The 12,305-nt window shown below is 71.9% G+C and carries 14 protein-coding genes; 11 read left to right on the top strand and 3 right to left on the bottom strand.

The features are described 5' to 3' along the window. Positions 1 to 258: 258 nt before the first annotated feature. Both R2E43_RS09300 and R2E43_RS09295 read left to right on the top strand, forming a co-directional pair. Positions 259 to 555 (top strand): DUF4193 domain-containing protein, encoded by a 297-nt coding sequence (locus R2E43_RS09300; protein ID WP_003993510.1) that lies wholly within the window; start codon positions 259 to 261, stop codon positions 553 to 555. 13 nt (positions 556 to 568) lie between these two features. Then, positions 569 to 1,522 (top strand): hypothetical protein, encoded by a 954-nt coding sequence (locus R2E43_RS09295; RefSeq protein ID WP_332056107.1) that lies wholly within the window; start codon positions 569 to 571, stop codon positions 1,520 to 1,522. Positions 1,523 to 1,535: 13 nt separating this feature from the next. Here the strand turns inward: R2E43_RS09295 and R2E43_RS09290 are convergent, their stop codons facing one another. Continuing rightward, positions 1,536 to 2,000, bottom strand: a complete 465-nt coding sequence (locus R2E43_RS09290; RefSeq protein ID WP_003973155.1) for a DUF3093 domain-containing protein — start codon at positions 1,998 to 2,000, stop codon at positions 1,536 to 1,538. Positions 2,001 to 2,057: 57 nt separating this feature from the next. On the opposite strand from R2E43_RS09290, the gene R2E43_RS09285 reads away from it, so the two are divergent. The 8 genes from R2E43_RS09285 to R2E43_RS09250 all read left to right on the top strand — a co-directional run bounded on the left by R2E43_RS09285 (position 2,058) and on the right by R2E43_RS09250 (position 9,493). Continuing rightward, the gene (locus tag R2E43_RS09285; protein ID WP_003973154.1) at positions 2,058 to 2,642 is read left to right on the top strand and encodes a PaaI family thioesterase; all 585 of its coding nucleotides are present in this window, start codon (positions 2,058 to 2,060) and stop codon (positions 2,640 to 2,642) included. Continuing rightward, positions 2,639 to 3,190 (top strand): dUTP diphosphatase, encoded by a 552-nt coding sequence (gene dut / locus R2E43_RS09280; RefSeq protein ID WP_003973153.1) that lies wholly within the window; start codon positions 2,639 to 2,641, stop codon positions 3,188 to 3,190. The genes R2E43_RS09285 and dut overlap by 4 nt, the downstream gene beginning before the upstream one ends. A 1-nt stretch (position 3,191) precedes the next feature. After that, on the top strand, positions 3,192 to 3,944 hold the full coding sequence (locus R2E43_RS09275; RefSeq protein WP_003973152.1) for a DUF3710 domain-containing protein: 753 nt from the start codon (positions 3,192 to 3,194) through the stop codon (positions 3,942 to 3,944). A 189-nt stretch (positions 3,945 to 4,133) separates the two neighbouring features. After that, entirely contained in the window at positions 4,134 to 4,826 is a 693-nt protein-coding gene (locus R2E43_RS09270; RefSeq protein WP_003973151.1) for an ABC transporter ATP-binding protein, read from the top strand. 133 nt (positions 4,827 to 4,959) lie between these two features. After that, a complete protein-coding gene (locus R2E43_RS09265) occupies positions 4,960 to 7,530 on the top strand; it encodes a sensor histidine kinase (protein WP_003973150.1) in 2,571 nt (856 codons plus the stop codon). After that, on the top strand, positions 7,527 to 8,210 hold the full coding sequence (locus tag R2E43_RS09260; protein ID WP_003973149.1) for a response regulator: 684 nt from the start codon (positions 7,527 to 7,529) through the stop codon (positions 8,208 to 8,210). The genes R2E43_RS09265 and R2E43_RS09260 overlap by 4 nt, the downstream gene beginning before the upstream one ends. 62 nt (positions 8,211 to 8,272) lie before the next feature. Then, positions 8,273 to 8,671, top strand: coding sequence for an OB-fold nucleic acid binding domain-containing protein (locus R2E43_RS09255; protein WP_016327459.1), 399 nt, complete (start codon positions 8,273 to 8,275; stop codon positions 8,669 to 8,671). Between the two features lie 3 nt (positions 8,672 to 8,674). Then, positions 8,675 to 9,493 carry a DUF3159 domain-containing protein gene (locus R2E43_RS09250; RefSeq protein ID WP_332056106.1) on the top strand — a complete coding sequence of 273 codons (819 nt, stop codon included), beginning with the start codon at positions 8,675 to 8,677 and terminating at the stop codon, positions 9,491 to 9,493. A gap of 121 nt (positions 9,494 to 9,614) precedes the next feature. Here the strand turns inward: R2E43_RS09250 and R2E43_RS09245 are convergent, their stop codons facing one another. Next, complete coding sequence (locus R2E43_RS09245; protein WP_003973146.1) at positions 9,615 to 10,295, bottom strand: potassium channel family protein; 681 nt, start codon at positions 10,293 to 10,295, stop codon at positions 9,615 to 9,617. Then, positions 10,295 to 10,966, bottom strand: coding sequence for a potassium channel family protein (locus tag R2E43_RS09240; RefSeq protein WP_003973145.1), 672 nt, complete (start codon positions 10,964 to 10,966; stop codon positions 10,295 to 10,297). The genes R2E43_RS09245 and R2E43_RS09240 overlap by 1 nt, the downstream gene beginning before the upstream one ends. A gap of 498 nt (positions 10,967 to 11,464) precedes the next feature. On the opposite strand from R2E43_RS09240, the gene R2E43_RS09235 reads away from it, so the two are divergent. Further along, positions 11,465 to 12,286, top strand: coding sequence for an AfsR/SARP family transcriptional regulator (locus R2E43_RS09235; protein ID WP_234328624.1), 822 nt, complete (start codon positions 11,465 to 11,467; stop codon positions 12,284 to 12,286). Positions 12,287 to 12,305 lie beyond the last annotated feature (19 nt).

Genomic DNA, 12,305 nt, shown 5'->3' with positions numbered 1-12,305 from the left:
AGCCGGGAAAATCCCGGTTTTCAGGGCCCCTGATCACGGGAAGTACACGGTGAGACGCCTTTGAAGTGCGGCATTCGGACCGTGTACGGTCCCCATCGCCATCCAAGCCGATCACTCGTGAGGAGTCCGGTTGGGTGTCGATTGAGTAACAGACCTTGATGTGAGGCAAAATCTCCGCCTCAGGTCGGGCACAAGTCCGGCCTCTCACGCGTTACGTGCGCTGAAGACACCGCAGACACCCAGAGGGGGAGAGCGACCATGGCAACCGATTACGACACTCCACGCAAGACCGACGACGACGTCGACTCGGACAGCCTCGAAGAGCTGAAGGCCCGGCGGAACGACAAGTCCGCCTCGGCCGTCGACGTCGACGAGTTCGAGGCCGCGGAAGGCCTCGAGCTTCCCGGCGCCGACCTCTCGAACGAGGAACTGGCCGTCCGTGTACTGCCGAAGCAGCAGGACGAGTTCACCTGCATGAGCTGCTTCCTGGTGCACCACCGCAGCCAGCTGGCCCGGGAGAAGAACGGCCAGCCGATCTGCCGCGACTGCGACTGAGGCGGGGTCGGCCGTGACCGGCTCGACCCCTCCCTGGAAGCGCCGTTTCTCGCGACGAGGAGCGGACCAAGGGCCGTCCGACGGTCCGTACAGCGCGCGTGACGACGAGCGGGGCCCGACCGATACGGGGAAGGCCCCGCTCGAACCAGTGGCCGACCGGAGTGACCTCCCGGCGACCACCCGGCCGCCGGCACCCGCTGCCCGGCGCCGGGCAGCGGCGTTCCGGGAGAAGGCGGGACAGGGGGTCCGCAACGGCGGCGCCCGCGCCAGGGCAGCCCTGGGGCACCTCGCCGACCGGATCATCGACCTGGCCCCGCGCGTGCCCGTACGGGACCTGGCGGCGCTGCGCAGGCAGTTCCCGGGCCTCGGTCCCGAGGAGATCGCCGACCGGCTCGTGGCCGGCGCGGCGAAGGGCACGGCGACCGTGGGAGCGGGCATCGGAGCGGCGGCGATGCTGCCCGTACCACCCGCGATGCCCACGGAACTGGCCGCCGAGATCACCGGCGTCGCGGCGATCGAGCTCAAGCTGATCGCCGAACTCCACGAGGTCTACGGCGTACGCCCGCCCGGCGGCCTCGCCCAGCGCAGCACCGCGTACCTGAACTCGTGGTCCGACGAACGCGGCGTCGACGTGTCCAAGCCGTCGACCCTCGGCTCGGCGATGAACAGCCACATGAAGCGCCAGCTGCGCCAGCAGATCATGAAGCGGATGGTGCGCGACCTGCCGAACCTGATGCCCTTCATGGTGGGCGCGGCCGTGGGCGCCGTCATGAACCGGCGCGACACCCGGAAACTGGCCGCGAGAATCCGGACCGACCTGCGCAAGAACCAGGTCGCCTGGAGCGCCCTGGGCGACGTCCCGGCCCTGGAACGCCCGCAGGACGCCCTCGACATGGGCGAGATCACCAAGGGGATCGGGCCCGGCCGGCCCGGCCGCGGGGAAAACTTCGGCAAAGACGAGCGCTGACCCGCGGGCGGCCCTACGCGGCCGCGGCCTTCGCCGCCTCCAGCGCCTCGATCAGCCGCTCCGGCTCGCGCGTCGACAGATACAGGTACGGAGTCGGGTCCTGCGGGTCCGTGACCAGCACCCGCACGGCCCTCGGGATGTAGGCGCGCAGCAGCAGGAACGCCCGGGTGTCGGCCTTGTACGTGCGCCAGGCGCGGGCCTCCTCCGGATCGAGGATCTCCGCCTCGCCCAGCGCCGAGAGCGGCACCTTGGCCTCGCCCGCGATCAGCGAGTCCCCCACGACCCGGATGCGGACCGCGCCGTACGAACTGGCCGCCACCGCCGCCACCGCGGTGCCGCCCGCCAGGCCGCCCAGCATCGGCAGCGTGCCGAAGGGCAGCAGGATCAGCGCGAACGCCAGCCCCACCAGGAAGGAGACCAGCCACCAGGAGCGGGGCGCGGTGAGGCGTTCTTCGTACGGGGCCGAGGAGAGCTGCATGAAGCAAGCTTGGCACGGTATCGGTGTTCGGCCGACGCGCGGGTAAGGTCTGCGCCTGTGAGTGGTACTTCCCCAGGTCTTCAGCCCCCCGCCGACGCCGTGAAACCCGTACGGCACCCCGACGCGCCCGCCCCCGGCGAGCTGCTCGGCGCCCACTACGGCCAGTGCTTCGGCTGCGGCGGCGACCAGCCGCACGGACTGCACCTCCAGGCGCGCGCGGGCGAAGGCGTGTCGATCACCGCCGAGTTCACCGTCCGCCCGGCCCACCAGGGCGCTCCCGGTCTGGCGCACGGCGGCGTGCTGGCCACCGCCCTGGACGAGACGCTGGGCTCGCTGAACTGGCTGCTGCGCACGATCGCGGTGACCGGACGGCTCGAGACCGACTTCCGGCGGCCGGTGCCCGTGGACACCACGCTGTACCTGGAGGCCGAGGTCACCGCGGTGGCCGGCCGGAAGATCTACTCCACGGCCACCGGCCGGATCGGCGGGCCCGACGGTCCCGTCGCCGTCCGCGCCGACGCCCTCTTCATCGAGGTCAAGGTCGATCACTTCGTCCAGAACGGCCGCGAGGAGGAGATCCGCGCCGCCATGGACGACCCCGACCAGCTCCGTCGCGCCCGCGCCTTCGAGGTGAACCCGTGAGCCGCGCCGGCCTGGAGGTGCTCATCCGCCGCGTCGACCCCGACGTACCGCTCCCGGCGTACGCGCAGCCCGGGGACGCGGGCGCCGACCTGCGCACCACCGTCGAGCGGGAGCTGGCGCCCGGTGAACGCGCCGTCCTGCCCACCGGCGTGTCTGTCGCCCTCCCCGAGGGGTACGCGGCCTTCGTGCACCCACGTTCCGGACTGGCCGCACGCTGCGGCGTCGCCCTGGTGAATGCCCCGGGGACGATTGATGCCGGGTACCGTGGGGAGATCAAGGTGATCGTGGTGAATCTCGACCCGCGCGAGAGCGTGCGGTTCGAGCGCTTCGACCGGATTGCCCAACTGGTCGTCCAGCAGGTCGAGAGGGTCCGCTTCCGTCAGGTCGCGGAACTTCCCGGCTCGGCGCGGGCCGAGGGGGGCTTCGGGTCCACCGGCGGCCACGCCGGGCTGGACCCTGCAAGCGGCACAAGCGGTCAGGTCGCCGAAGGCGGCCCGACGGGTGGGAATCGATACGCTTCGGTCGTATCCGACCGGGAAGGACAGTGACGTGTTCGGACGTCGCAAGAAGAACGACGCCGCCGAGGACGCGGCCGGCGAGACCGAGCAGGTCGTCGACAGCGTCGACACCGAGGCGGACGAAGAGCGCGAACGCGTGCGGCTCGAGCCCGAGCCGCGCCCCGACGGGCCCTGGGACAGCACCGAGGTCCGCGACCCGGGCGAGGGCCGCGTCGACCTGGGCGGCCTGTTCATCCCCGGCGTCGACGGCATGGAACTGCGGGTGGAGGTCGCGGGCGACGCGATCGTCGCCGCGACCGTCGTGCTGCGCGACAGCGCCATCCAGCTCCAGGGCTTCGCCGCGCCCAAGCGCGAGGGCATCTGGGGCGAGGTGCGCGAGGAGATCGGCTCCGGCATCACCCAGCAGGGCGGCATCATCGACGAGGTCGAGGGTCCGCTGGGCTGGGAGCTGCGGGCCCAGGTCCCGGTGCAGCTGCCCGACGGCACGGGCGGTTTCCAGGTCGTGCGGTTCGTCGGTGTGGACGGGCCCCGCTGGTTCCTGCGCGGTGTGATCTCGGGCCAGGGCGCGGTGCAGCCGCAGGCCGCCGGTCTGCTGGAGCAGATCTTCCGGGACACGGTCGTCGTCCGCGGCGAGGGCCCGATGGCCCCCCGCGACCCGATCGTCCTGAAGCTGCCGAACGACGCGCAGATGGTCCCCGAGGGCGTGCAGCAGGAGGAGGGCTCCCGCTTCGCCGGCGGCATGGGCCAGCTCCAGCGCGGACCGGAGATCACCGAGGTGCGGTAGGCGAGGACCCGGTACGGCCGCCGGCCGTACGCGCGCGCCACGAGGGCCGCGTCCCCAGGAGGACGCGGCCCTTCGCGCTGCCGGCCGGCAGGGCCGTGCGGCGCCGATCGGGCCCCGGCCGTTGATCCGTCCGCCGCAGCCGGTGATACTGGCGCCCGGTTCAGCGAGTACGACGGGGGAGGGCACGACATGACCCAGGTGGTCACGGAGACCATGGTGCGCGTCGAGGACGTGCGCAAGTCGTACGGCCGGGACAGCGCCGCCGTACACGCCCTGCGCGGCGTCTCCTTCGACGTGCCGCGCGGTGAGCTGATCGCGCTCAAGGGGCGGTCGGGCTCCGGGAAGACCACCCTGCTCAACATCGTCGGCGGTCTCGACACCCCGGACGCCGGGCGGGTCGAGGTCGACGGCCGGGACCTCGCGGAGCTGGATGAGGACGGACTGCTCGCGCTGCGCCGGGACCGGGTCGGCTTCGTCTTCCAGTCCTTCGGGCTCATCCCGATCCTCACCGCCGCCGAGAACGTCGGCGTGCCGATGCGGCTGCGCCGGGCCGCGGCGCGCGAACGCGAGGAACGCGTCGAGCTGCTGCTCTCCCTGGTCGGCCTCGCCGACCACGCCGCCCAGCGCCCCGGCGAGATGTCCGGCGGGCAGCAGCAGCGGGTCGCCATCGCCCGCGCCCTCGCCAACAACCCGGCCCTCCTGATCGCCGACGAACCCACCGGCCAGCTGGACGCCGAGACCGGGCACTCGGTGATGGAGCTGCTGCGGGCCGTCGTACGCAGCGAGCAGGTCACCGCCCTGGTCGCCACCCACGACGCCACCCTGCTCGACCTCGCCGACCGGGTGCTGGAGCTGCGGGACGGGGAGATCGTCGAGGAGTGACGCCGCCGGGAGCGGGCGGCCGTCAGGGTTCCGTCAAGGACGACCGGCATCCGCACCCCCGCCCCTTTTGCCGCCATTGTGGGTCGTAGGGTCGACGCTGCGCAGTCAGCGGTGACCGGAAGACAATGAGGCCATGGGACGCGGCAAGCTTCGGATCTACCTCGGTGCGGCACCGGGCGTCGGCAAGACGTACGCGATGCTCTCCGAGGCCCACCGGCGCGTCGAACGGGGCACCGACTGCGTCGTGGCCCTCGTCGAGCACCACGGCAGGGCACGCACCGAGGTGATGCTGCGCGGCCTGGAACAGGTGCCGCGCCGGGAGGCCGAGTACCGGGGCGCGGCCTTCACCGAGCTGGACCTGGACGCGGTACTGGCCCGCGCCCCCCGGGTGGCGCTGGTGGACGAGCTGGCCCACACCAACGTCCCCGGCGTGCGCAACGCCAAGCGCTGGCAGGACGTCGAGGAACTCCTCGCCGCCGGCATCGACGTCGTCTCGACCGTCAACATCCAGCACCTGGAGTCACTCGGCGACGTCGTGGAGTCCATCACCGGCGTACGGCAGCGCGAGACCGTGCCGGACGAGGTGGTGCGGCGCGCGGACCAGATCGAACTGGTCGACATGTCGCCGCAGGCGCTGCGCCGCCGCATGGCCCACGGCAACATCTACCAGTCGGACAAGGTCGACGCGGCCCTGTCCAACTACTTCCGCCCCGGCAACCTCACCGCCCTGCGCGAGCTGGCCCTGCTCTGGGTCGCGGACCGGGCCGACGAGTACCTCCAGCAGTACCGCAGCGAGCACCGGGTCTCGAAGATCTGGGGCTCGCGCGAACGCATCGTGGTCGGCCTGACCGGCGGCCCCGAGGGCCGGACGCTGATACGCCGGGCCGCGCGCCTGGCCGAGAAGGGCGCCGGCGGCGAGGTGCTGGCGGTCTACATAGCCCGCAGCGACGGGCTGACCTCGGCCTCTCCGAAGGAGCTGGCGGTCCAGCGCACCCTCGTGGAGGACCTCGGCGGCACCTTCCACCACGTGCTCGGCGAGGACATACCGGCCGCGCTGCTCGACTTCGCCCGCGGCGTCAACGCCACCCAGATCGTCCTCGGCTCCTCGCGCCGCAAGGCCTGGCAGTACGTCTTCGGACCCGGCGTCGGCGCCACCGTCGCCCGGGAGTCCGGCTCCGACCTGGACGTCCACATCGTGACCCACGAGGAGGTCGCCAAGGGGCGCGGGCTGCCGGTGGCCAGGGGCGCGCGGCTCGGCCGGTCCCGGATCGTCTGGGGCTGGTTCGCGGGCCTGGGCGGCCCGGTGCTGCTGACGCTGCTGCTCAGCACGGTCCACCTCGGGCTCGCCAACGACGTCCTGCTCTACCTGGCGCTCACCGTCGCCGCCGCCCTGCTCGGCGGGCTGTACCCGGCGCTCGCCTCGGCCGCGGTCGGGTCGCTGCTGCTGAACTGGTACTTCACGCCGCCCGTCAACCGGATCACCATCGCCGACCCCAGGAACATGCTTGCGCTCGCCATATTCGTGGGCGTGGCGCTCTCCGTCGCCTCGGTCGTCGACGTCGCGGCCCGCCGTACCCACCAGGCGGCCCGGCTGCGTGCCGAGTCGGAGATCCTGTCCTTCCTCGCCGGTGACGTGCTGCGCGGCGAGACCAGCCTGGAGACGCTCCTGGAGCGGGTGCGCGAGACCTTCGGCATGGAGTCGGCCGCCCTCCTGGAGCGGGAGGGCGACGTGGCGCCCTGGACCTGTGCGGGCCGCGCCGGTTCCGGACCGCCGGTCGACCGCCCGGAGGACGCGGACGTGGACATGCCCGTCGGCGACCACATGGCCCTCGCGCTGACCGGCCGGGTCCTGCCCGCCGAGGACCGCCGGGTGCTGGCCGCCTTCGCCGCCCAGGCCGCCGTCGTCCTGGACCGCCGCCGCCTGCGCGAGGAGGCCGACCGGGCCCGCACGCTGGCCGAGGGCAACCGCATCCGCACGGCGCTGCTGGCCGCCGTCAGCCACGACCTGCGCACCCCGCTGGCCGGGATCAAGGCGGCGGTGACCAGCCTCAGGTCCGACGACGTGGCCTGGTCCGAGGAGGACCGGGCGGAGCTGCTCGAGGGCATCGAGGAGGGCGCCGACCGCCTCGACCACCTGGTGGGCAACCTGCTCGACATGTCCCGCCTCCAGACCGGCACCGTCACCCCGCTGATCCGCGAGATCGACGTGGACGAGGTGGCGCCGATGGCGCTCGGCGGGGTCCCCGAGGGAAGCGCGGAGCTGGACATCCCCGAGACGCTGCCCATGGTCGCCGTGGACGCCGGGCTCCTGGAGCGGGCGCTGGCCAACCTGGTGGAGAACGCCGTCAAGTACAGTCCGGACGACCGGACCGTCCTGGTCGCCGCCAGCGCCCTCGCCGACCGCGTCGAGGTGCGCGTCGTCGACCGGGGGCCGGGAGTGCCGGACGAGGCCAAGGACCGCATCTTCGAGCCCTTCCAGCGCTACGGCGACGCCCCGCGCGGGGCCGGGGTGGGACTGGGCCTGGCCGTGGCCCGCGGTTTCGCCGAGGCGATGGGCGGCACCCTGAACGCCGAGGACACCCCCGGCGGCGGCCTCACCATGGTCCTCACCCTCCGCGCGGTGGGCTCGTCCGCGCCGACCTCCCGTCCCGCGACAGCAGAAGGCTCCCGTCCCGCGACAGCAGAAAGGCAGGCCGCCCTGTGACCCGGGTGCTCGTGATCGACGACGAACCGCAGATCGTGCGGGCCCTCGTGATCAACCTCAAGGCACGGCACTACGAGGTCGACGCCGCCCACGACGGCGCCACCGCCCTCCAGCTCGCCGCCGCCCGGCACCCCGACGTGGTGGTCCTGGACCTGGGCCTGCCCGACATGGACGGCGTCGAGGTGATCAGGGGGCTGCGCGGCTGGACCCGGGTGCCGATCCTGGTGCTGTCCGCCCGGCACTCCTCCGACGAGAAGGTCGAGGCGCTCGACGCGGGCGCCGACGACTACGTCACCAAGCCCTTCGGCATGGACGAGCTGCTGGCCCGGCTGCGGGCCGCCGTCCGCCGGGCCGAGCCCGTACCCGGCGGCGAGGACGAGGTCGTCGTGGACACCCCGGAGTTCACCGTCGACCTGGCCGCGAAGAAGGTCAACCGGGGCGGCCGGGACGTACGCCTGACGCCCACCGAGTGGCATCTGCTGGAAGTGCTGGTGCGCAACACGGGGCGCCTGGTCAGCCAGAAGCAGCTGCTGCAGGAGGTGTGGGGGCCGTCGTACGGGACGGAGACGAACTACCTGCGGGTCTACATGGCCCAGCTGCGCCGCAAGCTGGAGGCGGACCCCGCGCACCCGCGGCACTTCATCACCGAGCCGGGCATGGGCTACCGCTTCGAGAAGTGAGCCTCGCCATCCCGCCCCGAGCGGGGTGCATGGCTGTCGGCGTGCCCCGGTACGCTTCAGATATGAGTGCTGCTCCGCGTTCCGACAAGCCGGTGGGCCGGTTCCGGCGCATGTTCGACCGGCTCTCCACGTCGCAGGAGGACCTGGAGTCGGAGGAACTGCGCGAGGACGCCGACACCGCCGGCTGCACGCGTATCGGAGACTGCCAGGACCGGCAGGTCGTGTCGGTTACTGGTACCTTGCGCACGGTCACCCTGCGACCGCGTGCGGGCGTTCCGGCCCTGGAGGCCGAGCTGTTCGACGGTTCCGCCGCCCTGGACGTGGTGTGGCTGGGCAGACGCTCCATCGTGGGCATAGAGCCGGGGCGCAAGCTCATCGCATCGGGCCGGATCTCCATGAGCCACGGCCGCCGGGTGCTCTTCAACCCGAAATACGAACTGAGACCCCTCGGACGGGAGTAGCCGGTGACGTCGCTCGACAAGCCGACCGAAGAGACGACAGAGGCCGACGACGCCCGGGCGGTGACGGAGGCCGCGCTGTTCGAGGCGTTCGGCGGCGTGCGGGGCATGATCGAGACGGTGCTGCCGGGCCTGCTCTTCGTCACCATCTTCACCCTCAACAACGACCTGCACATGTCGGCGTTCGCGGCCCTGGCCGTGTCGGTGGTGCTGGTCGTCGTCCGGCTCGTGATGAAGGACACCGTCAAGCACGCGTTCAGCGGGGTCTTCGGTGTCGCCTTCGGCGTGGTCTTCGCGATGATGACCGACAACGCCAAGAACTTCTATCTGCCGGGCATGCTCTACACCCTGGGCCTGGCGCTGGCGTACATCGTCACCTCGCTGGCCGGCGTGCCGCTGATCGGCCTGATCCTCGGCCCGGTCTTCAAGGAGAACCTCTCCTGGCGCACCCGCAACCCCGGCCGCAAGAAGGCGTACACCAAGGCCAGCTACGCGTGGGGCCTGATCCTGCTCGCCAAGAGCGCGATCCTCTTCCCGCTGTACTGGTGGGCGGACACCGAGCAGCTCGGCTGGGTCCTGGTCACCCTGAAGATTCCGCCCTTCCTGCTCGCCGTCTGGCTGACCTGGGTCTTCCTGGCCAAGGCGCCGGCTCCCATCGACGTGTTCGCGGAGATGGAGGCGGCGGAAGAAGCCGAGAAGGCGGAGAAGGCCGAGCGGGAGCGGCGCGAACGCGACCAGTCGGAGGCCGGCGGCGCCCTGCCGGGGCCGTCCGAGGCCGACGGGGAGGCCGCGGACCTGCGCGGCGGCAGGCACCGCAAGGCCTGACGGACGGGACGGGACAGTACGGCGGTGGGGCGCCCGGAGAATTCCGGGCGCCCCACCGCCGTACTGCCGTCCTGTGCCCCGACGGCACGGTCGGACGGGACCGCTTCGTCGGAGCGTCCCGTCAGAGCGTGCCGTCGGGCTGTCGGCGTGCCGACAGCAGGTCCTCCAGCTGCTCCTCACGGGCCTGAGCGGCGACGAAGAGCAGCTCGTCGCCCGCCTCCAGGGAGTCCTCCCGGGACGGCGTCAGCACGCGGGTGCCGCGGATGATCGTCACCAGTGAGGTGTCCTCCGGCCACTGGACGTCGCCGACCTGGGTACCGGCCAGGGCCGACTCCTCCGGCAGCGTCAGCTCGACCAGGTTCGCGTCGCCGTGGCTGAAGCGCAGCAGCCGGACCAGGTCGCCGACGCTCACCGCCTCCTCCACCAGGGCCGACATCAGCCGCGGGGTGGAAACGGCCACGTCCACGCCCCAGGACTCGTTGAAGAGCCACTCGTTCTTCGGGTTGTTCACCCGGGCGACGACGCGCGGAACGCCGTACTCCGTCTTGGCCAGCAGCGAGACGACGAGGTTGACCTTGTCGTCGCCCGTCGCGGCGATGACCACGTTGCAGCGCTGGAGCGCCGCCTCGTCCAGGGACGTGATCTCGCAGGCGTCGGCGAGCAGCCACTCCGCCATCGGGACGCGTTCGACCGAGATGGCGGTCGGCGCCTTGTCGATGAGCAGGACCTCGTGGCCGTTCTCCAGCAGCTCGCCCGCGATCGAACGGCCGACCGCGCCGGCTCCGGCAATGGCGACCCTCATCAGTGACCGCCCTCCTCTTCGGGACCCTTGGCGAACGCCGCCTCGACCTTGTGGACCTCGTCGGTGCGCATCATGACGTGCACGAGGTCACCCTCCTGAAGGACGGTCTGCGAGGACGGCAGGATCGCCTCCCCGAGCCGGGTGACGAAGGCCACCCGCACGCCCGTCTCCTCCTGGAGCCGGCTGATCTTGTGGCCCACCCAGGACGAGGACGTGTGCACCTCGGCCAGCTGGACGCCTCCGGTGGGGTCGCGCCACAGCGGCTCGGCACCCGAGGGGAGCAGCCGGCGCAGCATCTGGTCGGCCGTCCAGCGGACGGTGGCCACGGTGGGGATGCCCAGGCGCTGGTAGACCTCGGCGCGGCGCGGGTCGTAGATGCGGGCGGCGACGTTCTCCACACCGAACATCTCGCGGGCCACGCGGGCGGCGATGATGTTGGAGTTGTCGCCGCTGGAGACGGCGGCGAAGGCGCCGGCCTCCTCGATGCCCGCCTCGCGCAGGGTGTCCTGGTCGAAGCCGATGCCGGTGACGCGGCGGCCGCCGAAGGAGGAACCGAGGCGACGGAAGGAGGTGGGGTCCCGGTCGATCACGGCGACCGTGTGCCCCTGCTGCTCCAGGGCCTGGGCGAGCGCGGAGCCCACGCGCCCGCAGCCCATGATGACAATGTGCACGGCTTACACCACTCTTCTTCTCTGCCCTCTGACCGCGGTGAACATCCCGTTCATCTTCCTCTTTCGGCTCGACGGGCAAACATCTGCGGCCCCCACCGAGGGCCGCAGCCACCATCATGCCGGTCCACCGCCGTCGCACCCCGGTGGGGTGCTTCGTTTGCGTCGTTCAGTTCCGTTGAACCGGAGTGCGGTACGGCCTCAACACATTGACGGTGGTGTCGGGAATCACCCGTCCTGTGTTGAGGCCCGAATCCGATCGTTCGGTGGATGACGGGTGGGGGAGTGCTTGCCACGATGGACCCGGTTCGAAAACTGGTCCGGAGCCAGCCAAAGATCGGGCGGCACCCCGTCGCGGCCGGTCAGGACGGCCGCGACCGGCACCCCATCCGCTCATGGGAGTGCGGAGAACGCGCGAGGACGGCCCGGACCGGCAGGACGGTCGGCCGCGCGGCCGACCCCTCGGACCACGGACCCAGCCTGTACAACTTCGGGGGATGCGTGGAAATCAACATATTGGGACCCGTATCGATCGACACGTCGCACAGCGGCGGCGGCATCCGGGCCGGCAAGGTCCGTACGCTGGTGGCGACGCTCGCCATCGACGCGGGCCGTGCCGTGTCGCTCGCGGACCTGGTGGACGAACTGTGGGGCGCGACCCCGCCCGACAACGTCCTCAACGCCCTCCAGGCGCACGCCGCGCGGGCCCGGAAAGTGCTCAACGAGCGTGCCTGCCCCGAGCGGGCGGGCGGCATCCTGCGTTCCGTGCTCGGCGGCTACCTGCTGGAGATCGACCCGCAGTGCGTGGACGGCAACCGCTTCCTGAGACTCGTCTCGCAGGGCGCCGCCCTGCTCCCCGCCGACCCCACGCGCGCCGTCGAACTGCTGGAGACCGGTCTGCGGCTGTGGCGCGGGCCCGCCCTCATCGACGCGGGTGAGGGCAGGCGCTGCCGGGGCGCCGCGGCCCTGTTCGAGGAACGCAGGCTCACGGCCCTGGAGGATCTCATCAGCGCGATGTTCCTGCGCGGCGGCGAGGCCCAGGCGATCGCCATGCTCCAGCAGCTCGTGGCGCAGTACCCACTGCGCGAGCGGTTCTGCGAGCTGCTGATGGTCGGCCTCTACCGGGTGGGACGTCAGGGAGACGCCCTGGAGTCGTACCGCCTGGCCAGGAAGCGGCTCGACGACGAACTGGGGGTCCAGCCGGGCGCGCTGCTGCGCCGACGGCACGCCGAGATCCTCGCGCAGGACCCGGTCCTCAAGGTGCCCTCCGCGCTGTGGCGCGAGCCGTACGCGCCCGCCGACACCAGCCTGCTCAGCGCCTGACGACCCGGGGCCGGCCGCG

It is taken from the genome of Streptomyces violaceoruber, assembly GCF_033406955.1.
GTDB classification, from domain to species: Bacteria; Actinomycetota; Actinomycetes; order Streptomycetales; family Streptomycetaceae; genus Streptomyces; species Streptomyces violaceoruber.
Note: the sequence above shows the minus strand (reverse complement) of the source record. Positions and strands in the feature narration are given on the sequence as shown.